This window comes from Amycolatopsis sp. CA-230715, assembly GCF_018736145.1.
Classification (GTDB): domain Bacteria; phylum Actinomycetota; class Actinomycetes; order Mycobacteriales; family Pseudonocardiaceae; genus Amycolatopsis.
Map to the genome: position 1 here is coordinate 646,493 of NZ_CP059997.1, position 20,666 is coordinate 667,158.

Here is a 20,666-nt window from a genome sequence, read left to right on the forward strand (position 1 = left end):
AGGAGCCATGAGCAAGAAGGAACACGCCGAGAACGCGGTGCTGGACCACGGGGTGCACACCGATCCCGCAGCGCTCGACGAGCTGACCGAGGCTGCCGAGCACGAGCCGACCGAGATCGGGCCCGACGGCGCGGTCGCGGGCTACCGGGCGGGGCGCACGCTGCGGCTCGGCGTCGAACTGCGGCGCCAGCTCAAGCGGCGGCGCACGCAGCTCGTGCTCGGGTTCGTCGCGGTGCTGCCGTTCATCCTGGTGGTGGCGTTCTCGATCGGGCAGTCCAGCCCGAACCGGCGCTCGGGCGGCTTCGTCGACCTGGCGACCGCGAGCGCGCCGAACTTCGTGGTGCTGGCGCTGTTCGTGTCGGGCACGTTCCTGCTGCCGATGATCGTCGCGCTGTTCTTCGGCGACACCATCGCGAGCGAGTCGTCGTGGTCGAGCCTGAAGTACCTGCTGGCGATCCCGGTGCCGCGGCACCGGGTGCTGCGGCAGAAGACGATCGTGTCCGGGCTGCTCTCGGCCGCCGCGCTCGTGCTGCTGCCACTCGTCTCGCTCGGTGTCGGCGTGCTCTTCTACGGCGCGGGCGACGCGATCAGCCCCACCGGCGACGCGGTGTCCTTTCCGGACAGTCTGCTGGCGATCGCGATGGCGACGCTGTACGTCATCGTGCAGCTGGCCTGGGTCGCCGGGCTCGCGCTGCTGCTGAGCGTCTCGACCGACGCCCCGCTCGGCGCGGTCGGTGGCGCGGTGCTGGTCGCGATCCTTTCGCAGATCCTCGACCAGATCACCGCGCTGGAAGGCCTGCGCGACTACCTCCCGACGCACTTTTCGTTCGCCTGGATCGATCTCATCGCCACCGACATCGACTGGGCGAACATGGCGAGCGGCCTGCTCTCGTCGACCATCTACGCCGCGGTGTTCCTGCTGCTGGCCGGTCGCCGGTTCGCCACGAAGGACATCACGAGCTGAGCAGGACGGGTCGCTCCATGCCGTGATGGCCACCTTGACGGCAGCCAGTGCCGTCAAGGTGGCCATCAGGGGCTCAACTTTTCCGCGTCACGCGGATTCCAGCGCCAGACCGGCGCCGGACCAGTCTTCGATTCCTTCCCGGTACTTGCGAATCGCGGTGTAGCCGAGGTTTTCCAGTTTCGAGGCCACGGCCTGGCTGTTGCCGCAGGCGGGGTTCGAGCAGTACGTCACGATCAGCGCGTCCTTGTCCGGCAGCAGTTCCGGCGCCCGCGCGGCCACATCGGCCGCGACGAGGGGCACCGCGCCGGGCAGGTGCTGCTTCGCCCAGTAGTCGCCGCCGAGTGCGTCGACCACCGTGACCGTGCCCGCGTCGATGGCCGCGCGCAGGTCTTCCCTGCTGATCAACTCCGTCATCAGAACCATCCTCCGAGTAAGTGGACTATAGTCCGTATCTGATGGACGACATTAACGGACCGCAGTCCGGTTATGCAAGCGATGAGATCCTGCACGTCGGCAGGAAGCCGCCGAAGGAGCGCGCCGACGCGGCGCGCAACCGCGAACGGATCGTCGAAGCGGCGGAACGGCTCTTCGCCGCGCACGGTGTCGACGCGGTGTCGATGGACCAGATCGCGGCCGAAGCCGGGGTCGGCAAGGGCACCGTGTTCCGCCGGTTCGGCGACAAGTCGGGACTGGCCGCCGAGCTGCTCGGCGCACGCGAGGCCGAGCTGCAGGAGGCCGCGATCCGCGGCGGCCCGCCGCTCGGGCCCGGCGCGCCCGCCGGGGCGCGGCTCGTCGCCTTCCTCCGCGCCTACGCGGAGTTCCTCGACGCCAACCTCGACCTCGTGCACATGTCCGAGACCGCGAGCGCGGGCGCGCGGTACCGGATCGGCGCGTACGCGTTCTGGCACCAGCACGTCGCTCTGCTGCTGCGGGAAGCGCGGCCGGGCGGCGACGCCGACCTGTTCGCGCACCTGCTGCTCGCCCCGCTCGCCGCGGAACAGCGCAAGGCGCTGGCGGGCGAGTTTTCCTTGTCCCGCCTGTCCGACGGCGTCGCGGCGCTCGCCGCGCTCGTCGTGACCGGTGACGACCGGGCCGACGAGCTCTGACGGCACTACGCTCCGGACGAAGGACCACCGCGAGAAAGCGAGGAACGATGACGACCCGGCTGGAAACGCACGGCGAGGTCGCCGTGCTGCACCTGGCGCACGGCAAGGCCAACGCACTCGACACCGAACTGTGCATCGACCTGGTCACCCGGTTCGACGAACTGCAGGCCTCCTCGTGCACCGCGGTCGTCCTCACCGGTGGCGAGGGCATCTTCTCCGCGGGGGTCGACCTGCGCCGCATCGACGACGGCGGTCCCGGCTACGTCCGCGAATTCCTGCCCGCGCTCTCCGACGCGTTCCTCGCCGTCTTCGACTTCCCGCGCCCGGTCGTCGCCGCGCTGAACGGGCACGCGATCGCCGGTGGCGCGGTGCTCGCGGCCGCCTGCGACCACCGGGTGCTCACCCGCGAGCGCGCCAGGATCGGGGTCACCGAGCTGCTCGTCGGCGTCCCGTTCCCGTTGACAGCGCTGGAAGTCCTGCGCTGCGCGTTCGGCACGAGCGCCCTGCACGGGCTCGCCTTCTTCGGCGAGACCTACGGCGGTGAGGACGCGCTCCGGCTCGGCCTCGCCGACGAACTGTCCGATCAGGACACCGTGCTGCCGCGTGCGATCGAGGTGGCCGAACGCCTCGGCTCGGTCGGGACCGACGCGTTCGGCCACACCAAGGCGCAGATCCACCGGCCGTTCATCGAGCGCATCGGCGAGCAGCGGTCGGGCGACGACGCCCGCGTCGAAAAGATCTGGACCTCCGACGAGGCGCTCGCGTCGATCTCGGCCTACGTCGACCGCGTCCTCAAGAAGAACGGCTGACCACGACCTGCCCGAAGCGCCACGGTTCGAACGGCTGCCCGGCCTGCACCGGCCACGCTTCGCCCGTGCGCCCCGAGGCGAGCACCGCGTCGGCCGCCTCGCACACGAGCGCCGGTTCGGCCACGAGCACGCCCGCTTCCTCCAGCCATGGCACGAAAGGTTCGAGCATCGGCGTCCTGACGAACCCAGGACACAGGGCGTTCACGGTGATCGGCGACTCCCCCAGTGTCGCCGCGCACGACCGGACGAGGCCGATCGCCGCGTGCTTCGCGGCCGCATAGAAGACATCGCCCGAGATCGCCAGCCCGGCCAGGCTCGCGGTCACCAGGATCGCGCCGCCACCGCGCGCCCGCATACCGGGCAGGGCGGCCTGGATGCCGAACACGACCGCGTCCAGGTTCACGCCGATCCCCCGCCGGTAGCGATCGGTGTCGAAGCCGTCCCCGAAGGCCGTGCCACCGGGGACGCCCGCGTTGAGGTGCAGCACCGCGATCCCGCCCCGGTCCTCCGCCGCCCGCACCGCCGCGGCGGTACCGTCCCCTGTGGACACATCACTGTGGACGAACACGCCGCCGGTCTCGTCCGCGACGGCGGCTCCGCCCTCGTCGACGTCCGCGATCACCACGGTCGCCCCCTTCGCCGCGTGGTGGCGGGCCAGCGCGGCCCCGATCCCCCGCGCGCCACCGGTCACCAGCACCACCGGCTCAGCCATCGTTTTCCTTGCCGTTGAGGGTGATCCCGGCGCGCCGGGCCATTCGCTTGCCCGCGAAGTGCACCGCCACCAGCAAGACGATCAGAAGCACCGTGCTCAGCACCGGCACCACGTCCAGCGGCAGCGTGTAGGCCATCACCACGCGCGCGATCGCGTCGGCCACGAACGCGATGCCCCACGCCCCGGTCATCCACCGGAGCGCACGGCGGAACGGCGCGCTGGTCCGCCACTGCTCCCACCAGTGCTCGCACTGCGACGCGGGCAGGATGCGGTAGAGCGCGGAGAGCAGGAAAGGCTCGCCCGCGCCGAGCAGGGTGCTGAGGATCCACAGGCCGAAGATGCCGGTTCCCCAGCTTTCCCGTGCCATCAGCAGCCGCGGGCTGCCGGTGAACACCGAGACCACTGTGCCGAACACCATCATCACGAGCACGGCCCCGCCGATCCGGTCGATCGTGCGGGTCTTCGCGAACGTGCGGACCGTGCGCCAGAGCGGGAGGATCCCGCCCGCGAGCAACGCCCACCAGATGCTCACGTCCAGTGCGCGCAGCGCGTAGTAGAGCCCGATCGGCACGATCACGTCGCTCGCCCAGTTCGCGCCGAGTTTCCGCCACGCTTCCCGTTTTTCCTGTTTCGTCGCCGCCGGTGCGGTCATCACGGTTCCCTCCGTCGTTCGTCGATCTCGAACCTAGGAACCGGCCGCGGCGCGCGGGATCCACTTGGGAACCCGGCCGGGGTGTACGAAAGTGCACCCCCGCGAAGTGCCCGGATCCAGTGCGGCACCGGGTGCGCCTCGGGCACACTCAGGCGGATGGCGGGAACGGCACGGCGGCTGCGCGACGGGCTGCGGCGGCAGGGGAACCGGGGGCGGCTCGGCCTGGAGCTGGCCGGGCTGTCCGTGGTGACCCTGCTGTCCGCGCTCATCACCGTGCTGGGGCTGCTGGGGTTGTTCTTCGGGCTCGTTTCGACCGCGACATCGGTGATCGAGAACAGCAGGGAACTGACCAACGGCTACCGGCGCGGCGCGAAGGTGTGGGCCGGTGTCACGATCGACGTGCCCTACCGCGCGCGGCCCGTCCGGCGCACCCCCGAACCGGAGTGGCTCCGCAACCTGCGGTTCTGGTCCTTCGGCGGGCCCGAGGTCATCGAGCAGCGCACCCGGGTGCACCACCTGCTCGGCGATCCCGCCACCTGGCGGGACCTGGTGTGGATGCTGCTCAACCCGATCGCGGCGGCGCTGTGCGGTTTGCTGCCGTTCGCGCTCGTGATGTACGGCTACGGCTTCCTCGCCGGGCCCGCGCTGTGGGTCCTCGTCACCGGGCACCAGCCCTACGCCGCGCCCACCGGTTTCTGGGACGCCGTGCTCTGGCCGACCTCCGGGATGGGCGGCCTGGTGTGGCTGGCGATCCCGGCAGGACTCGCGCTCACCTTCGGGTGCGGCGCGGTGTCGGGGCCGCTGCTGCGCGCGCAGGTCCTGTTCGCGAAGTCGCTGCTGGGGCCCACCGGGAACACCCAGCTCGCCGAGCGCGTGCAGGAACTGACCGAGACCCGCGCGCACGCCACCGACGCGCAGGCCGCCGAACTCCGCCGCATCGAACGGGATCTGCACGACGGCGCGCAGGCGCGGCTGGTCGCCGTCGGGATGACGCTGCGCACCGTCGAACGGCTTCTCGACACGGATCCGGCCGCGGTGCGCGAACTGGTCGTCGAAGCGAGGGAGACCTCCGCGGCCGCGTTGCAGGACCTCCGCGACCTCGTCCGGGGAGTGCACCCGCCGGTGCTCGTCGAACGCGGGCTCGTCGACGCCGTGCGCGCGGTCGCGCTCGACACGCCCGCCGAGGTCACCGTCGAAGCGGATCTTCCTGGCGCGCCGGAGCCACCGATCGAAGCCGCCGTGTACTTCGCGCTGTGCGAGCTGCTCGCGAACGTCGCCAAGCACGCCGACGCCGACCACGCCACGGTCGGCCTTGTCCATAATGGACACACGCTGCGCGCGTGGGTGACCGACGACGGCCACGGCGGCGCGGCCGATCGCGAAGGCGGTGGCCTGCGCGGCGTGCGGCGGCGGCTCGCTACCTTTGACGGCACCCTGACCGTGGCGAGCCCGCCGGGCGGCCCCACGACCGTGACGCTGGAGGTTCCGTGCGTGTTGTCCTCGCCGAAGACCTCTACCTCCTCCGGACCGGGCTCGCGCGGCTGCTGAGCGCCTACGGCTTCGACGTGGTGGCCTCCGTGGCGACCGGCCCGGAACTGCGCGCCGCACTGGCCGAGCACGAACCGGACGTCGCCGTGGTCGACGTGCGGCTGCCCCCGACGAACACCGACGAGGGCCTGAAGGCCGCGCTCGCCGCGCGACGGGAGCGCCCCGGTTTCCCCGTGCTCGTGCTTTCCCAGCACGTCGAACAGCTCTACGCGCGCGAACTGCTCGCCGACGGCGAGGGCGCGGTCGGGTACCTGCTCAAGGACAGGGTGTTCAACGACGACCAGTTCATCGACGCGGTGCGCCGGGTGGCCGGCGGCGGCACCGCGATGGACCCGCAGGTGATCTCGCGCCTGCTGACCGGGAAACCGCGCCGCGGCCCGCTCGCCGAACTGACGCCGCGCGAACGCGAAGTGCTCGCACTGATGGCGGAGGGCCGGTCCAACGCCGCGATCGCCCAGCGCCTCCACCTGTCCGGCAGCGCGGTCACCAAGCACACCGCGAGCATCTTCGGCAAGCTCGGGCTGCCCCCGTCGGACGACGACAACCGCCGCGTACTGGCCGTGCTCGCCCACCTCAACGGCTGACTTCGCGCACCAGCACGATCGCGCGCGCCAGTGTGGAGAGCCGGTCGTCGACGGTGTCCCCTGCGGGGTACAGCCGCACGGTGTCCACTCCGGACTGCCGCCACGCGCGCAGCCGCTCCTTGACCATCGGCTCGGTGCCGATCAACGTCGTCGCGAGCACCATTTCGTCGGGGATCGCGACCGCGGCCTCGGCCCGTTCTCCCGCCACCCACAGCCGCTGAACCCGCTCGGCCACTTCGGAAAACCCTTGCCGCGCATAGGCTTCGTTGTAGAAGTTGCGCGTGGCCGAGCCCATCCCGCCGAGGCTGAAGGCCAGCGCGGGCTTCCTCGCCGCGACCATCTCGGCCACGTCGTCGCCGAACGCGACCTCCGCGCCCTGGCAGATGTCGAGGCTCGACACGGATCGGCCCGCTCGGCGCGCGCCCTCTTCCAGGTGGGCGAAGTAGGCCGGCGCGGCTTCGGGGACGAAGCTCGTGCCGAGCCATCCGTCGGCGACCTCACCGGTGAGCCGGAGCATTCCCGGGGAAAGACTGGCGAGATAGATCGCGATATCGGAATTCGTTGGCTGGCTGAGCCGGATGGCCTTGCCCTCTCCCCCTGGCAGGGGAAGCTGGAAATGACGGCCCGCGTATTCCACCCGTCCTTCGGCGAACACGCGGCGAATGATTTCGACGGTTTCGCGGAGCCTGCCGAGCGGATGCGCGAACGGCGTGCCGTGCAGGCCTTCGATCACCTGCGGCCCCGAGGCGCCGAGCCCGAGCGCGAACCGGCCGCCCGAGATCCTCGCCAGCGTCAGCGCGGTCATCGCCACCAGGACCGGTGAGCGGGTCCCGACCTGCAGCACGGCCGATCCCAGCGTCATCCGCTCGGTCTTCGCGGCGAGGTACCCCAGTGGCGACGGCGCGTCGCAGCCCCACGCCTCCGCGACCCAGCACAGATCGACGCCGAGCCGCTCCGCCTCCACGACGTAGTCGACCAGTTCCGGCCACGGCGCCGCCTCGGCGGAAAGCTGGATCGAAACGCGCATCAGTCCGCGGCCCGCTCGGCTAGCTCCTTGATGCCCGTGACCGTGGCCAGCATGTTCTCGCGGTGCTCGTCGAGCCGCCGCTGGATGATCCGGTCCTCCTTGTCCGGCATCCGCTCGATGGCGATGGTGAGCCCCGACCAGCCGGGGCCGAGGCGAACCCACTGCCTCAGCAGCGTGCCGTCCCCGTCCGGTTCGAGCTCGAACCGCCAGGTCGCCGCGGGCTTCGCCACGTCGGCGACGGCCCATTCGAGCACCACCGGCTCCTCGCACCGGACGACGTGGCTGGTGGTCTCCCACTCGCCGATCTGGGGATGGCGGTTCCGCCCGACGAACCGGGCGCCGACCGCGGGTGCCTCGGTGTCGGGGAGCCAGCTCGCCCCCTGGAACTCCTGGGAGAACCGCGCGGGCAGCTCGATGTCGCAGACCCAGCGCCACACCTCGGCCGGTGCGGCTTCGATCTTGACCTCGACCTCGGTGGTGGGTCCTTCCGCGAGCTTCATCGCACTCTCTTTCCCCGGCCGGTTCGACTGTGCACCGACGGTACCGCCGCGAACGCGCGAAGTCGCCAAAACTCCCTCACGTGGACGCCGGAAAAGGATCACAACGGTAATTCGAAACGTTCGTAGGGTGCCTGCGTCCGTCCAGCCCATTGCCCGCCACCGGCCATTCTGTGAGGATGCTTCGATCCGGGGGAAATCGACCCCCGTTGAGCAAAGGTTCCCGGAGGGGTTCATGCGTAGGTGGTTGACGAGGTGCTTGACGGCCCTGATCGCGGTGCTCGCGGTCGCCGGGCTCGTCCAGCCCGCCGCGGCGGGCGCAGCGGGTGTGGTGAAGGAAGACATCAAGGACGCGCTCGCGCGCATCCCTGGTCTCAAGGTCGTTTCCGAGGGGCCCGCGCCGACGGGTTACCGCTTCTTCAAGCTGACCTTCACGCAGCAGGCCGACTACACGAACCCCAAGGCGGGCACGTTCGAGCAGCGACTCACCCTGCTGCACCGTGACGTCGACGCGCCGACGGTGATGTTCACCAGCGGCTACAACGTCTCCGAGTCGCCCAACCGGTCCGAGCCGACGCAGATCGTCAACGGCAACCAGGTCTCGATGGAGTATCGCTACTTCAAGCCGTCGCGGCCCGCCAAGGAGAACTGGGCGAAGCAGCTCACGATCTGGCAGGCCGCCGTCGACGAACACCGCATCGTGCAGGCGTTCAAGTCGATCTACCACGCCAACTGGCTCGCCACCGGCGGCAGCAAGGGCGGCATGACCGCCACCTACTTCCGCCGCTTCTTCCCCAACGACGTCAACGGCACGATCCCCTACGTCGCCCCGAACGACGTGATCGACTCGATCGATTCGTACGACAAGTTCCTCTCGAAGGTCGGCAACGACCCTGGCTGCCGCGACGCGCTCAAAGCGGTCCAGCGCGACACGCTCGTGCGCCGCGACGAGCTCGGCGCGCTCGCCGCGCAGGAGTCGAAGGAGAAGGGCTACACCTACAAGATCGTCGGTTCCATCGACAAGTCGCTGGAGCTCTCGACGATCGACTCGTACTTCGCGTTCTGGCAGTACCAGAAGCAGGCCGACTGCGCGACCGTGCCGAAGCCCGGCGCGCCGGCGAAGGACCTCTACGACTGGTACACCAAGGTGGGCACCCTGACCGGGTACTCGGACCAGGCTCTCGAGGGCTTCATTCCGTACTACTACCAGGCCGCGGTCCAGCTCGGCGCGCCGGAGGCGTACGACAGCTACCTGCGCGACCTGCTCCGCTACCCGGGTGAGGACGTGCCGAAGACGTTCGTGCCGAAGGAGATCAAGCTCCCGCGGTTCGACTACCTCGCGATGCCGGACATCGACTTCTGGGTCCGCACGCAGGCGAAGCAGATGCTCTACATCTACGGCGGCAACGACCCGTGGAGCGCCGAGCGCTTCTCCCCGGCGAAGTTCCCGTGGAGCGACAACCACGCCTACACCGTCCCCGGCGGCAACCACGGCTCGAAGATCGCGCAGCTGCCCGCCGACCAGGCGGCCGCGGCCACCGCGACCGTCCGCAAGTGGGCTGGCCTGCCCGAGCAGGCCCCCGACGCCCGCGCGTTCTCCGCGCAGAGCGCGCCCGCCGGGTTCCCGCTGTTCGACGCGGACCTGATGATGATCGACCGCCCGAAGTTCTGATCGCGGCCGGGGAACTCCGGGCCTGCCTTCGCGGGCCTGGAGTTCCCTTGGCCAGCCCGTTTCCGGAGATTCTCGGAGAGGACCCATGCACAGCTGGTTCAAGAAAGGCCTGACGGCCGCGGTCGCGATGCTCGCGATCACCGGCCTCGCCCAGCCCGCCGCGTCGGCGGCGCCGGGCGCGCCGGGCGAGGACATCACCGCCGCGCTCAAGAAGATCCCCGGGCTCAAGATCGTCTCGGAGGACCCGGCGCCGACCGGGTACCGCTTCTTCAAGCTCACCTACACCCAGCCCGCCGACTACACGAACCCCAAGGCGGGCACCTTCGAGCAGCGACTCACCCTGCTGCACCGCGACGTCACCGCGCCGACCGTGATGTTCACCAGCGGCTACAACGTTTCGCAGGCACCGAACCGGTCCGAGCCGACACAGATCGTCAACGGCAACCAGGTCTCCATGGAGTACCGGTACTTCACGCCGTCGATCCCGGCGAAGACCGACTGGCACAAGCAGCTCACGATCTGGCAGGCCGCGGTCGACGAACACCGCATCGTGCAGGCGTTCAAGTCGATCTACCACGCCAACTGGCTCGCCACCGGCGGCAGCAAGGGCGGCATGACCGCCACCTACTTCCGCAGGTTCTTCCCCAACGACGTCAACGGCACGATCCCCTACGTCGCCCCGAACGACGTGATCAACGAGCACGACTCGTACAACGAGTTCCTGTCCAAGGTCGGCGACCCGGCCTGCCGCGACGCGGTGAAGGCCGTGCAGCGCGACGCGTTGAAGCGCCGCGACGAACTCGGCGGGCTCGTCAAGCAGGTGTCCGACCAGAAGGGCTACACCTACGACGTCGTCGGCTCGCTCGACAAGGCGATCGAGCTGATCATCACCGACACCTACTTCACGTTCTGGCAGTACCAGCCCCCGACCGAATGCGCGAACGTGCCCAAGCCGGGCGCGCCCGCGAAGGACCTCTACGACTGGTTCGAAAAGGTCGACAGCCTCACCGGGTACGCGGACCAGGAAGGCGCGAGCACCATCGCGTACAACTACCAGGCCGCCTACCAGCTCGGCTGGTACGAGACCTACGACGCGCACCTGCGCGATCTGCTGCGCTACCCGGGCACGTTCGTGCCGTGGACCTTCCTGCCCAAGGACATCAAGCGGCCGAGGTTCGACCACTTCGCGATGCCGGACATCGACTTCTGGGTCCGCACCCAGGCGAAGAACATGCTCTACATCTACGGCGAGTACGACCCGTGGGGCGCCGAGCGGTTCGAACCGGCGAAGTTCCCGTGGAGCGACAACCACGTCTACACCGTGCCGAAGGGCAACCACGGCGCCAAGATCGCGCAGCTGCCCGCCGACCAGGCGGCCGCCGCCACCGCGACCGTCCGCAAGTGGGCAGGGCTGCCGGCGCAGGCCGCCGAGGCGCGCACGTTCTCCGCGCCGAGCGCACCCGCAGGGTTCCCGCGGTTCGACGCGGACCTGATGATGATCGACCGCCCGAAGTTCTGATCGATCACCGACAAGAAGGGGCCCACCTCGAAGTGGGCCCCTTCTTCATGTCGATCACGGGAGGTTCACCTGGCCGTGGCGACGGTCTTCGTCGTGCCTCTTGAGCTGCATGAAATGCGATCCGACAAGACCGTCCATGAGGCACTTCCTTGAACTCAGATGTCGGCCACGTAGGAGCCGAACTGGGAGAACCGGAAGTTGTACGTCGTCGCGGCCGCGCGGGGTCGGGCACAGCCCTTCCACCGCGCGGCATCGATTTCCACCGTAGGGCGCCGTTCCTGGTGCCGGTCCGGGGATGAACCTCCGAGCGGAAACCGGGTACTTCAGGGCACCCGGTCCCGCACCGGATCCCGTGGCGGAACGACGGCCGCGAGAAGTCGTCCCGTTCGCGCTCGGCGCTACTTGATGCCCGCGGCGTCCATGCCGCGAAGCTCCTTCTTCAGGTCGGAGATCTCGTCCCGCAGCCGGGCGGCCAGTTCGAACTGCAGATCGCGCGCCGCCTGCATCATCTGGTCCGTCATCTGCTGGATGAGATCCGCCAGTTCCGCGCGCGGCATGGTCGACACGTTCTTGTCCACCAGCACACCCGAGCTGCGGCCGCCGCCCTGCTCCGGCTTCTTGCCGCGCGAGGCGTTGCGGCCGGACCCGCCGACCGCCACCTCCTCGGTGTCCTCGGCCTCGCTGTAGACGCGGTCCAGGATGTCGGCGATCTTCTTGCGCAGCGGCTGCGGGTCGAGCCCGCGCTCGGTGTTGTACGCGATCTGCTTGGCGCGCCTGCGGTTCGTCTCGTCGATCGCGTGCTGCATCGAATCGGTCATCTTGTCCGCGTACATGTGCACCTGACCGGACACGTTCCGCGCCGCGCGGCCGATCGTCTGGATCAGCGAGGTGCCACTGCGCAGGAAGCCCTCCTTGTCGGCGTCCAAAATGGACACCAGCGACACCTCGGGCAGGTCGAGGCCCTCGCGCAGCAGGTTGATGCCGACCAGCACGTCGAAATCGCCCGCGCGCAGCTGGCGCAGCAGCTCCACCCGGCGCAGAGTGTCCACTTCGGAATGCAGGTACCGCACCCTGATGCCCAGTTCGAGCAGGTAGTCGGTGAGGTCCTCGGCCATCTTCTTCGTCAGCGTGGTGACCAGGACGCGCTCGTCGCGCTCCGCGCGCTCCCTGATCTCGTGCACGAGATCGTCGATCTGGCCCTCGGTGGGCTTCACGATCACCTCGGGGTCGATCAGCCCGGTGGGCCGGATGACCTGCTCGACGAACTCGCCGCCGGCCTGCCCGATCTCGTACGGGCCGGGCGTCGCCGAGAGGTACACCGTCTGGCCGATCCGGTCGGAGAACTCTTCCCAGGTCAGCGGCCGGTTGTCGACCGCGCTCGGCAACCGGAACCCGTGCTCGACCAGGTTCCGCTTGCGCGACATGTCGCCCTCGAACATGCCGCCGATCTGCGGCACGGTGACGTGCGACTCGTCGATCACGAGCAGGAAGTCGTCCGGGAAGTAGTCGATGAGGGTGGCGGGCGAGGAACCGGCGGCCCTGCCGTCGATGTGCCGCGAGTAGTTCTCGATCCCGGAGCAGAACCCGACCTGGCGCATCATCTCGATGTCGTAGCTGGTGCGCATGCGCAGCCGCTGCGCCTCCAGCAGCTTGCCCTGCTTCTCCAGCTCGGCGAGGCGCTCCTCCAGCTCGGCCTCGATGCTCTTGATCGCCCGTTCCATCCGCTCCGGGCCCGCCACGTAGTGGGTGGCGGGGAAGATGCGCACCTCGTCGACCTCGCTGACGATGTCGCCGGTCAGCGGGTGCAGGTAGTACAGCTTGTCGATCTCGTCGCCGAAGAATTCGACCCGGATCGCCAGCTCTTCGTAGGCCGGAATGATCTCGACGGTGTCGCCGCGGACGCGGAAGGTGCCGCGGGCGAACGCGACGTCGTTGCGGGTGTACTGCACGTCCACCAGCGCGCGCAGGAAGGTGTCCCGGTCGACCTCGCCGCCGACCTCGAGCTTGCTCGACCGGTCGAGGTAGGACTGCGGGGTGCCGAGGCCGTAGATGCACGACACGCTCGCCACCACGATCACGTCGCGCCGGGACAGCAGGTTCATCGTGGCCGAGTGGCGCAGCCGCTCGACGTCGTCGTTGATCGACGAATCCTTCTCGATGTAGGTGTCCGTCTGCGCGATGTACGCCTCGGGCTGGTAGTAGTCGTAGTAGCTGACGAAGTACTCGACCGCGTTGTTCGGGAACAGGTCCCGCAGCTCGTTCGCGAGCTGGGCGGCGAGCGTCTTGTTCGGCGCCATCACTAGCGTCGGCCGCTGGACGCGCTCCACCAGCCACGCGGTGGTGGCCGATTTGCCCGTGCCGGTGGCGCCGAGCAGCACTACGTCCTTCTCGCCCGCCTTGATGCGGCGCTCCAGCTCGTCGATCGCCGCGGGCTGGTCGCCGGCGGGCTGGTAGTCGCTGACCACCGTGAACTTCCCGTCGGCGCGGGGCACCTCGGAAATCGGGCGGAACTCGGACTGGGCGAGCACGGGGTGTTCGGTTGCGAAAGCCACGAAGACCAGAGTAGGCGCAGGCACCGACAGTTTCAGCGCCCCACGGTCCCGGCCGGTTCAGCAGTCGCACCCGCAGTCACAGCAGTCACATCCGTTGCAGTTGCAGCAGTCCGGCTGGCAGGCCTCCACCGGCTCCCCGCTCCACGGGCCGGGGTACGGGTCGCGGCAGCAGACCTGGCAGGTGCCGCACTGGTAGAGCGCGACGGCGCAGCCGAAGAAGAAGTTGCGCTTGACGGGCGGCACGCGGAACTTCGGCACCCAGCAGCCGCCGCCCTTGCCGTCGTAGTACGGCGCCTTGTCGTCGCCCGGCGGCGGCCCCTCCGGCGGAGGTCCGCCCGGCGGCGGGCCGCCAGGTCCCGGTGGTCCACCGGGCGGCGGTCCACCCGGCCCCGGCGGCCCGCCCGCTGGTCCTCGGTACGGCCCCGGAGGCGGGCCGCTCCACTGGCCGGGCTGCCCCGGACCGCCCCAGTTCGGCTGGTTCGGCGGAGGCGGGTACGAGCCGTGCCCGAACGTCCTGGCCACCGCGTGCCGCAGTTCGTGGACGAGCAGCGCGTGCACGAGTGCGCCGTCGGCGAACACCGCCTCGTCGAGCGCGAGCCGGACGCCGAGCACCGCGTCGTCGCACAGCCGCCGCGCCTCGGCCAGGGAGGTGCCGGTGGCCACGAGCGGGTTCCAGGCCCCGGTGCGCTCGTCCTCCGCCTGGTCCTCGACCGCGTCCAGCAGGTGTGCGACGCGGCCGAACAGGCGACCGGCCTCCCTCAGCGGCGCTTCGTTCGCCGGGGCACCGGCGACGACCGCGGTGTGCGCGAACGCGGCGGCCGTCGCGCGCTCGGTCGGCCCGGTGGCCAGCAGCACCGAGTCCCCCGCGCCGATCGCGCGCTCGAGCTCCGCCTGCCCGGCGACCGCGTCGACCAGCACCGCGGTGTCGAACCCGAGCCCGGCACCGGTGCGCCCGCCCTGCTCGGCCCAGCGCGCGGCCATCCGGCGCCCGGCGCCCGCGACGGCCCGGCGGCCGAACACGCCGTCACCGTCCTCGGCGTGGTCGCCGAGCTTCGCGGACGCGAGCACCAGCGACACCGCCGCGGCGAGGCGTGCGCCGTCGCCGTTCGAGACCGACGCGCCGCGCATACCGCGCAGCGGGCACGGCCCGGCGCGCCGCCTGCCGCCGTCGCCGGGCAGCTGCGCCTCGACGAGCACGGAAACCACCAGCCCGTCGTAGTTGGTGACCACGCGCGCAACTTGGCCGTGCTCGTCGCGCAGCGCGAGGCACAGACCGCACAGGTGCGCGAGCCAGTCCGCCCGCAGGCTTTCGGACAGCCGGTGACGGCAAGGACGGATGATCCCGAACACGCACTCCCCCAGTGGTTCGATCCCGACGGGGACACCCTAGCGCCGCTTCACCCGCCGTACCGGCGCTTCACGGCAGGATGTCGGCATGACCGACGTGCACCCGCCCAAGCTCGAGATCTTCGACGTGGACCGGCGGACCAACACCGACCCGAAGGGAATCTCCCGCGACGTCGAGGAGTACCGGGTGGAACCGTTCGGCCTCTACCTCGCGCGCCCCGCCCCCGGCCGCGCGCAGTTCCACTACCTCGAATCGTGGCTGCTGCCGGAACTCGGCCTGCGGGTGACGGATTTCTGGTTCTCCCCCGGCCACGAACGCGACGAGGACTTCTACCTCGACGTCGTCGAAGTGGGCCGGGACGGCTCGCGCTGGTCCACCACGGATCTCTACCTCGACATCGTGCTGCGCGAGGGCCGCGGCCTCGAAGTGCTCGACACCGACGAACTGCTCGCCGCCGCGCACCACGGCCACGTCGACGAGCGGCGCGCCACCACCGCGCTCGAACGGACCTACGCCGCCGTCGACGGGCTGGCGCGCCACGGCCACCGGCTCGGCGCCTGGTTGTCCACAATGGACATCACGCTGAGCTGGCGGCGGCATCCCCGCTCAGACCGGGACTGAGCGCGCGAGATCGCGCCGCAGGAATTCGCCGGTGTGCGAACCCTTCGCGGCCAGTAGTTCGGCGGGAGTGCCTTCGAAGATCACCTCCCCGCCGTGCCGCCCCGCTTCCGGGCCGAGGTCGAGCACCCAGTCCGCGCGCACGATCACGTCCGGGTCGTGCTCGACGACCAGCACCGTGTTCCCCGCGTCCACGAGCCGGTCGAGCAGGCCGACCAGCGCCCGCACGTCGGCCATGTGCAGCCCGGTGGTCGGCTCGTCGAACACGTACGCGGTGCCGGTCTCGCGCAGCCGGTGCGCGAGCTTGACCCGCTGGCGCTCGCCGCCGGACAGCGTGGACAACGGCTGGCCGAGCGTCAGGTACCCGACGCCGACCTCGTGCAGGGTGGCCAGCCGCCGCCGGATCAGGGGGTCGTCGAAGAATTCGAGCGCCTCCGCCACGGTCATGCCCAGCACGTCCACGATGGTCCGGCCGCCGACGCGGTGTTCGAGCACCTCGTCGGCGTAGCGGCGCCCTTCGCATCGTTCGCAGGTGACGGTGACCGGGTCCAAGAAGGCGAGATCGGTCTCGACGGAGCCACGGCCCGCGCACCCGGGACAGGCGCCGGTCGAGTTGAAGCTGAACAGCCCCGGCGACACGTTGTTCTCGCGGGCGAACAGGTTCCGCACCTGGTCGAAGATGTCAACGTAGGTGGCGGGCGTCGACCGGCTGGACACCCCGATCGCCGACTGGTCGATCAGCACCGCGTCCGGGAACCGCGCGCGGAACTCCGCGGAGAGCGAGCTCTTGCCGGAGCCCGCGACCCCGGTGACCGCGGTCAGCACGCCTTCGGGGACGCGCACGGAGATCCCCTTCAGGTTGTTGCGCCGCGCATCGCGGATTTCGAGCCAGCCGCGCGGTTCGCGCGGTTCGGCCTTCACCTCCGGCGTCGCGCCGAGGTGGCGTCCCGTGACCGTGCCGGAAGCACGGAGCCCGGCCACGGTGCCCTCGAACACCACCTCGCCCCCGGCGGCACCTGAACCGGGCCCGAGATCGACGACGTGGTCCGCGATCGCGATGACGTCCCGGTCGTGTTCGACCACGAGGACCGTGTTTCCCTTGTCCCGCAAGGCGATCAGCAACTCGGTGAGCCGGTGGACGTCACGCGGGTGCAGGCCGACGCTCGGCTCGTCGAAGATGTAGGTCATCCCGGTGAGGCTGCTGCCGAGGTGCCGCACCGTCTTCAGCCGCTGCCCCTCGCCACCGGACAGGGTCGAGGTCTCCCGGTCGAGGCTGAGGTACCCGAGGCCGATGCCCTCGATGCGCCGCAACGCGGTCAGCGCGGCGCCCGCCACCGGGGCGGCGACGGGAGCGTCGAGCCCGGAAAGCACCGCGATCAGATCGCTGACCTCCATCGCGCAGTAGTCCGCGATCGACCGCCCGCCGATCTTCGACGCCAGCGCCGCGGCCGAGAGCCTGCCGCCGCGGCACCGCGGACAAGGCCCTTCGGCGACCATCTCCTCGAACGCCGCGCGGTGCTTTTCCTTGATTTCCGCTTCGCGGTTGAGGTTCAGGCGGGTAAACCGCCGGACCGCGCCCTCGTACTCGTTCTGGTACTTGCCCGTCTTCCCCGGCCGCTCGACCTTGAACCCGCCGCCGTGCAGCAACAGCTCGCGCTCGTCCGCGGTGAACTCGCCGACCGGCCGGTCCGGGTCGAACAGCCCCGACTGCGCGTAAAGCTGCCACTGGAAGGTGCCCGGCGCGAAGGTCGGGAACCGCAGCGCGCCCTCGTTCAGCGACTTCCGCTCGTCGAGGAACCGGCTCAGCTCGACGGTCGTGGTGCGCCCGAGCCCGTCGCATCCGGGGCACATTCCGCTCGGGTCGTTGAACGAGTAGGCGTTCGACGCGCCCGCGCTCGGCGAGCCGTGCCTCGAGAACAGCACGCGCAGGATCGGGTTGATCTCGGTCATCGTGCCGACCGTGGAGCGCGCGTTGCCGCCGACCGGCTTCTGGTCGACCACGATCGCGGTGGTGAGGTTGTCGATCACCCCGGCACGCGGGCGCTCGTACTTGGGCAGCCGGTTGCGGACGAACCAGCCGAAGGTCTCGTTGAGCTGGCGCTGCGACTCGACCGCGATCGTGCCGAACACGACCGAGGACTTGCCGGAGCCCGACACCCCGGTGAACACCGTGAGCAGGCCCTTCGGGATCTCGAGCGAGACGTTCTTCAGGTTGTTCTCGCGGGCACCGGTGATCACGATGTGCTCGCCGGGCCGCGACGGTACAGAGGTCCCCATACGGCCGAACGTAACGGCGACCCCCGACAGAAATCCGGGCCCGCCAGTCGTCAGATCGGGTGATCGGCGCCCTTCTCGCTATCTGCGTGAACCGAACCGCCTCTTGTTACGTCGGAGAGGGCGCAGGAGCACGAGGGGAGCTCCCGCCACGAGGCTGGTCGGCATCGACTGTGCTGGGGGTATGCCGACCAGCCGACCGTGGCCCGCGGTCAGGCTTCCGGCGTCCAGCCCGTGCGGGCCGCCCAGTCCTCGGCCCGGCGGAACGCGGCGTCGACCCAGCCCTGCTTCTCCTCCGCGTAGAGATCGACCGAGCCGTCGTGGGCGTGCGCGTCGGCGAGGCCTTCCTTCACCGCGGCGTAGGCGTCCCGTTCCGCCGGGTTCTGCCGTAGCCATTCCGCGAACAGCAGCGCCAGCCGCCATGCCGGCGTCTGGATCGAGCGGACGTGCAGGTTCACCGCGCGGCGCGGATCGGCGCCGTAGTGGAACCGCTTCGGCCAGGTGCCCGCGTCGTCCTGCGCGACATCCCACCAGTCCCCCGCCGCGCGCGGGAAACCCGCGGCGGTCAGCGCGTCGGCGATTTCGTCGGCGCGGTCGAGCGAATCCACGGTGATCTGCAGATCGAGGACGTCCTTGGCGAGCAGGCCCGGCACCGAAGTCGAGCCGAGATGATCGATGCGCAGGACGCGGTCCCCCACGGCCGCGCGGAGCCGGGCGAGCGCGCGGGCCGCCTGCGCTGGCCAGCCGGGGTCGTAGGGCACCAGGCGCGGCGAGCTCGACGCGCGCGGGCGGTGCAACCGGATGTTCGCCTCGAACGGCACCAGCCGGTCCGCCCACAGCGAGTCCACTTCGGACAGTACGGCGTCCTGGTGCCCCCCGTTGTCGAGCCACACGTCGGCGACGGCGCGGCGATCGGCTTCCGTGGCCTGCGCGGCGATGCGGGCGCGCGCGTCCTCCTCCGCCATCCCGCGCGCGGAGACGAGGCGGCGCACCCTGGTCTCCACCGGCGCGTCCACCACGACCACCACGTGGTAATACGGCGCGAGGCCGCCTTCGACGAGCAGCGGGACGTCGTGCACGACGACGGCGTCGGGTGCGGCCTCGCCGATCAGCTCGGCCGTGCGGGCTCCGATGCGGGGATGCGTGATCGCGTTGAGGGTGCGCCGCGCCTCGTCGCTCGCGAACGCCTTCGCGGCGAGCGCCTGCCTGTCGAGCGCGCCGCTCGGGGTGAGGATGTCCTCGCCGAACGCGGCCACCAGCTCGGCGAGGCCGTCCGTGCCCGGCTCGACCACTTCCCTGGCGATCCGGTCGGCGTCGACGACCACCGCGCCGTGCTCGGCGAGGCGCGTGGCCACCGTCGATTTGCCAGCCCCGACGCCCCCGGTCAACCCGACACGCAACATGGGCCGCATTCAACCAGCACCGCCGGACCCCCGTCGGGCGGGCCGCGCACACTGATGGGTGTTTCACAAGATCAACAACGCCCGTGACGGAACTGATATGGGTGACACGCCGATGGGTTACCGCCGATTTTCGCGGGCGTTGCGTACCGTGCGGCGCGAAGGTAGCCCACACGGAGGAACGATGCCCGCCAGCAAGCACATGGGGAGGCACCGGCTCGGTACGCCGGGTCTCGTGCACTGCGTATCGCATCGTCACGTCGAGGACGCGCTGATCGAACACCGCCGCACCTGGTGGCGGGCACTGCTCGTGCCCGCGAAGCACAGCCTCGCGGGCCTCCGCCGCCGCGCCGTCGTGGCGGCCCAGGAACGGGCCTGGGCGCCCGCCACCTGAGCCACCCGCCTACCTCACCACGCCCGCACGCGCGCGGGCGTGATCGCGATCGGCACCGAGTAGTCGTCGAAGAACCCCTCCACCGTGGTTTTCAGCGCCCCGGTGATCAGGTGCTCGTACTTCGCGGCATACGCCTCGCGATAGCCCTCCGACGGCGTGCCACCCAGCTCGGCGGTGGCGTCGATCGAAACGATGCCGCCGCCGCGACCGTCGCCGTCGAGGTGGAACGCCACCTTCGGGTTCGTGCCGATGTTGCGTGTCTTCCCCACGTCCGGCTGGCTCTGCACCCACAGCGCGCCGCCGTGCCACAGGTACCAGACCGGCGAAGCCTGCGGCTGCCCCTTCGCGTTCACCGTGACCAGCCAGGCCACCGCCTCCTTGCCCAGCCTGTCCGTCACGTCCTGGCTCAGCTCGATGCCGCTCATCGATCACTCCCTTCCTACCGTGACGCTACCCTCGCCCCATGACGGAAACCCGCATCGTGGAACGCCTCGACGCGCACTGCCTCGCGCACCCGGGCGCGGCGAAGGGGCAGCCGTTCCGCGACGACGGGATCTTCGCGTTCACCGTGGCCGGCAAGATCTTCGCGATCCTGCGCCCCGGTCACGAGCCGCCACGGATCAGCCTCAAGGGTGATCCCGACGAGTCCGAACGGCTGCGCGCGACGCACCCGGCGATCACCCCGGGCTACCGGCTGAACAAGCGGCACTGGAACACCGTGCTGCTCGACGGCTCGGTACCCGACGAGCTGGTCCTCAGCCTCGTCGACGACTCCTACGACCTGGTGCTCGCCTCGCTCACGCGCGCTCAGCGCGCGAACCTCCGCTGACCTTCTCCCCCTCGTCCACGGGCCGCTCCTCCTCCGTGGTCGTTCGTTCCGGTGCTGCCGGTTCCTGGCGCTTCTCGGCACGCGAGAACCCGTCTCGGCAGTGCCTTGCGAAGCGCCTCGCTCCCGCTGTCATCCGTCCCACCCCGCTGTTTGGAGTAACA

Annotated in this window: 20 protein-coding genes; 10 read left to right on the plus strand and 10 right to left on the minus strand. The window is 70.2% G+C overall.

Features of this window, described 5'->3' with window-relative positions; all coding sequences use genetic code 11:
* The first annotated feature begins 7 nt into the window (after nucleotides 1–7).
* The gene (locus HUW46_RS03090; protein WP_215545812.1) at nucleotides 8–964 is read left to right on the plus strand and encodes an ABC transporter permease; all 957 of its coding nucleotides are present in this window, start codon (nucleotides 8–10) and stop codon (nucleotides 962–964) included.
* A gap of 87 nt (nucleotides 965–1,051) precedes the next feature.
* Here the strand turns inward: HUW46_RS03090 and HUW46_RS03095 are convergent, their stop codons facing one another.
* Nucleotides 1,052–1,378 (minus strand): rhodanese-like domain-containing protein, encoded by a 327-nt coding sequence (locus HUW46_RS03095; RefSeq protein ID WP_215545813.1) that lies wholly within the window; start codon nucleotides 1,376–1,378, stop codon nucleotides 1,052–1,054.
* A gap of 41 nt (nucleotides 1,379–1,419) precedes the next feature.
* Here HUW46_RS03095 and HUW46_RS03100 point away from each other — a divergent pair, with 41 nt between their 5' ends.
* Both HUW46_RS03100 and HUW46_RS03105 read left to right on the plus strand, forming a co-directional pair.
* Nucleotides 1,420–2,070: a TetR/AcrR family transcriptional regulator gene (locus HUW46_RS03100; protein WP_215545814.1), complete on the plus strand. Its 651-nt coding sequence runs from the start codon at nucleotides 1,420–1,422 to the stop codon at nucleotides 2,068–2,070.
* Between the two features lie 47 nt (nucleotides 2,071–2,117).
* A complete protein-coding gene (locus tag HUW46_RS03105) occupies nucleotides 2,118–2,879 on the plus strand; it encodes an enoyl-CoA hydratase/isomerase family protein (RefSeq protein WP_215545815.1) in 762 nt (253 codons plus the stop codon).
* Here HUW46_RS03105 and HUW46_RS03110 read toward each other — a convergent pair.
* Together HUW46_RS03110 and HUW46_RS03115 are read right to left on the minus strand one after the other, a co-directional pair.
* Nucleotides 2,863–3,591, minus strand: a complete 729-nt coding sequence (locus HUW46_RS03110) for an SDR family NAD(P)-dependent oxidoreductase (protein WP_215545816.1) — start codon at nucleotides 3,589–3,591, stop codon at nucleotides 2,863–2,865. The two genes, HUW46_RS03105 and HUW46_RS03110, sit on opposite strands and share 17 nt — an antisense overlap.
* Nucleotides 3,584–4,243, minus strand: a complete 660-nt coding sequence (locus tag HUW46_RS03115) for a VC0807 family protein (protein WP_215545817.1) — start codon at nucleotides 4,241–4,243, stop codon at nucleotides 3,584–3,586. Before HUW46_RS03115 ends, HUW46_RS03110 begins: the two co-directional genes overlap by 8 nt.
* Before the next feature lie 156 nt (nucleotides 4,244–4,399).
* Between HUW46_RS03115 and HUW46_RS03120 the strand changes: the two genes are divergently transcribed.
* Both HUW46_RS03120 and HUW46_RS03125 read left to right on the plus strand, forming a co-directional pair.
* Nucleotides 4,400–5,791, plus strand: a complete 1,392-nt coding sequence (locus HUW46_RS03120; RefSeq protein ID WP_215545818.1) for a sensor histidine kinase — start codon at nucleotides 4,400–4,402, stop codon at nucleotides 5,789–5,791.
* Complete coding sequence (locus HUW46_RS03125; protein WP_215545819.1) at nucleotides 5,731–6,375, plus strand: response regulator transcription factor; 645 nt, start codon at nucleotides 5,731–5,733, stop codon at nucleotides 6,373–6,375. Before HUW46_RS03120 ends, HUW46_RS03125 begins: the two co-directional genes overlap by 61 nt.
* On the opposite strand, the gene HUW46_RS03130 is transcribed toward HUW46_RS03125, so the two are convergent.
* Both HUW46_RS03130 and HUW46_RS03135 read right to left on the minus strand, forming a co-directional pair.
* Nucleotides 6,365–7,402, minus strand: coding sequence for an LLM class F420-dependent oxidoreductase (locus tag HUW46_RS03130; RefSeq protein WP_215545820.1), 1,038 nt, complete (start codon nucleotides 7,400–7,402; stop codon nucleotides 6,365–6,367). The two genes, HUW46_RS03125 and HUW46_RS03130, sit on opposite strands and share 11 nt — an antisense overlap.
* Nucleotides 7,402–7,902, minus strand: a complete 501-nt coding sequence (locus HUW46_RS03135) for an SRPBCC family protein (protein WP_215545821.1) — start codon at nucleotides 7,900–7,902, stop codon at nucleotides 7,402–7,404. The genes HUW46_RS03130 and HUW46_RS03135 overlap by 1 nt, the downstream gene beginning before the upstream one ends.
* Nucleotides 7,903–8,146: 244 nt before the next feature.
* Between HUW46_RS03135 and HUW46_RS03140 the strand changes: the two genes are divergently transcribed.
* Nucleotides 8,147–9,571: a S28 family serine protease gene (locus HUW46_RS03140; protein WP_442860964.1), complete on the plus strand. Its 1,425-nt coding sequence runs from the start codon at nucleotides 8,147–8,149 to the stop codon at nucleotides 9,569–9,571.
* A gap of 85 nt (nucleotides 9,572–9,656) precedes the next feature.
* The gene (locus tag HUW46_RS03145; protein ID WP_215545823.1) at nucleotides 9,657–11,090 is read left to right on the plus strand and encodes a S28 family serine protease; all 1,434 of its coding nucleotides are present in this window, start codon (nucleotides 9,657–9,659) and stop codon (nucleotides 11,088–11,090) included.
* 398 nt (nucleotides 11,091–11,488) lie between these two features.
* On the opposite strand, the gene uvrB is transcribed toward HUW46_RS03145, so the two are convergent.
* Together uvrB and HUW46_RS03155 are read right to left on the minus strand one after the other, a co-directional pair.
* Nucleotides 11,489–13,642 (minus strand): excinuclease ABC subunit UvrB, encoded by a 2,154-nt coding sequence (gene uvrB, locus HUW46_RS03150; RefSeq protein ID WP_305859964.1) that lies wholly within the window; start codon nucleotides 13,640–13,642, stop codon nucleotides 11,489–11,491.
* Between the two features lie 57 nt (nucleotides 13,643–13,699).
* Entirely contained in the window at nucleotides 13,700–14,992 is a 1,293-nt protein-coding gene (locus HUW46_RS03155) for a DUF5685 family protein (protein WP_215545824.1), read from the minus strand.
* A gap of 85 nt (nucleotides 14,993–15,077) precedes the next feature.
* Between HUW46_RS03155 and HUW46_RS03160 the strand changes: the two genes are divergently transcribed.
* Nucleotides 15,078–15,611, plus strand: coding sequence for a DUF402 domain-containing protein (locus HUW46_RS03160; protein WP_215545825.1), 534 nt, complete (start codon nucleotides 15,078–15,080; stop codon nucleotides 15,609–15,611).
* Here HUW46_RS03160 and HUW46_RS03165 read toward each other — a convergent pair.
* Together HUW46_RS03165 and coaE are read right to left on the minus strand one after the other, a co-directional pair.
* The gene (locus HUW46_RS03165; RefSeq protein ID WP_215545826.1) at nucleotides 15,597–17,885 is read right to left on the minus strand and encodes an ATP-binding cassette domain-containing protein; all 2,289 of its coding nucleotides are present in this window, start codon (nucleotides 17,883–17,885) and stop codon (nucleotides 15,597–15,599) included. The two genes, HUW46_RS03160 and HUW46_RS03165, sit on opposite strands and share 15 nt — an antisense overlap.
* A gap of 209 nt (nucleotides 17,886–18,094) precedes the next feature.
* On the minus strand, nucleotides 18,095–19,285 hold the full coding sequence (gene coaE / locus HUW46_RS03170) for a dephospho-CoA kinase (RefSeq protein ID WP_215545827.1): 1,191 nt from the start codon (nucleotides 19,283–19,285) through the stop codon (nucleotides 18,095–18,097).
* Between the two features lie 181 nt (nucleotides 19,286–19,466).
* Here coaE and HUW46_RS03175 point away from each other — a divergent pair, with 181 nt between their 5' ends.
* Nucleotides 19,467–19,676, plus strand: a complete 210-nt coding sequence (locus HUW46_RS03175; protein WP_215545828.1) for a hypothetical protein — start codon at nucleotides 19,467–19,469, stop codon at nucleotides 19,674–19,676.
* A gap of 14 nt (nucleotides 19,677–19,690) precedes the next feature.
* Here HUW46_RS03175 and HUW46_RS03180 read toward each other — a convergent pair whose 3' ends face one another.
* Nucleotides 19,691–20,101, minus strand: coding sequence for a pyridoxamine 5'-phosphate oxidase family protein (locus HUW46_RS03180; protein WP_215545829.1), 411 nt, complete (start codon nucleotides 20,099–20,101; stop codon nucleotides 19,691–19,693).
* A gap of 38 nt (nucleotides 20,102–20,139) precedes the next feature.
* Between HUW46_RS03180 and HUW46_RS03185 the strand changes: the two genes are divergently transcribed.
* Entirely contained in the window at nucleotides 20,140–20,505 is a 366-nt protein-coding gene (locus tag HUW46_RS03185) for an MmcQ/YjbR family DNA-binding protein (protein WP_215545830.1), read from the plus strand.
* Nucleotides 20,506–20,666: the final 161 nt, after the last annotated feature.

What these genes read in the sequence shown, in the direction of transcription:
- HUW46_RS03090 (WP_215545812.1), top strand. Translation starts at nt 8, where the DNA reads ATGAGCAAGAAGGAACACGCCGAGAACGCGGTGCTGGACCACGGGGTG.
- HUW46_RS03095 (WP_215545813.1), bottom strand. Translation starts at nt 1,378, where the DNA reads ATGACGGAGTTGATCAGCAGGGAAGACCTGCGCGCGGCCATCGACGCG.
- HUW46_RS03100 (WP_215545814.1), top strand. Translation starts at nt 1,420, where the DNA reads ATGGACGACATTAACGGACCGCAGTCCGGTTATGCAAGCGATGAGATC.
- HUW46_RS03105 (WP_215545815.1), top strand. Translation starts at nt 2,118, where the DNA reads ATGACGACCCGGCTGGAAACGCACGGCGAGGTCGCCGTGCTGCACCTG.
- HUW46_RS03110 (WP_215545816.1), bottom strand. Translation starts at nt 3,591, where the DNA reads ATGGCTGAGCCGGTGGTGCTGGTGACCGGTGGCGCGCGGGGGATCGGG.
- HUW46_RS03115 (WP_215545817.1), bottom strand. Translation starts at nt 4,243, where the DNA reads ATGACCGCACCGGCGGCGACGAAACAGGAAAAACGGGAAGCGTGGCGG.
- HUW46_RS03120 (WP_215545818.1), top strand. Translation starts at nt 4,400, where the DNA reads ATGGCGGGAACGGCACGGCGGCTGCGCGACGGGCTGCGGCGGCAGGGG.
- HUW46_RS03130 (WP_215545820.1), bottom strand. Translation starts at nt 7,402, where the DNA reads ATGCGCGTTTCGATCCAGCTTTCCGCCGAGGCGGCGCCGTGGCCGGAA.
- HUW46_RS03135 (WP_215545821.1), bottom strand. Translation starts at nt 7,902, where the DNA reads ATGAAGCTCGCGGAAGGACCCACCACCGAGGTCGAGGTCAAGATCGAA.
- HUW46_RS03145 (WP_215545823.1), top strand. Translation starts at nt 9,657, where the DNA reads ATGCACAGCTGGTTCAAGAAAGGCCTGACGGCCGCGGTCGCGATGCTC.
- HUW46_RS03160 (WP_215545825.1), top strand. Translation starts at nt 15,078, where the DNA reads ATGACCGACGTGCACCCGCCCAAGCTCGAGATCTTCGACGTGGACCGG.
- HUW46_RS03165 (WP_215545826.1), bottom strand. Translation starts at nt 17,885, where the DNA reads ATGGGGACCTCTGTACCGTCGCGGCCCGGCGAGCACATCGTGATCACC.
- coaE (WP_215545827.1), bottom strand. Translation starts at nt 19,285, where the DNA reads ATGTTGCGTGTCGGGTTGACCGGGGGCGTCGGGGCTGGCAAATCGACG.
- HUW46_RS03175 (WP_215545828.1), top strand. Translation starts at nt 19,467, where the DNA reads ATGCCCGCCAGCAAGCACATGGGGAGGCACCGGCTCGGTACGCCGGGT.
- HUW46_RS03180 (WP_215545829.1), bottom strand. Translation starts at nt 20,101, where the DNA reads ATGAGCGGCATCGAGCTGAGCCAGGACGTGACGGACAGGCTGGGCAAG.
- HUW46_RS03185 (WP_215545830.1), top strand. Translation starts at nt 20,140, where the DNA reads ATGACGGAAACCCGCATCGTGGAACGCCTCGACGCGCACTGCCTCGCG.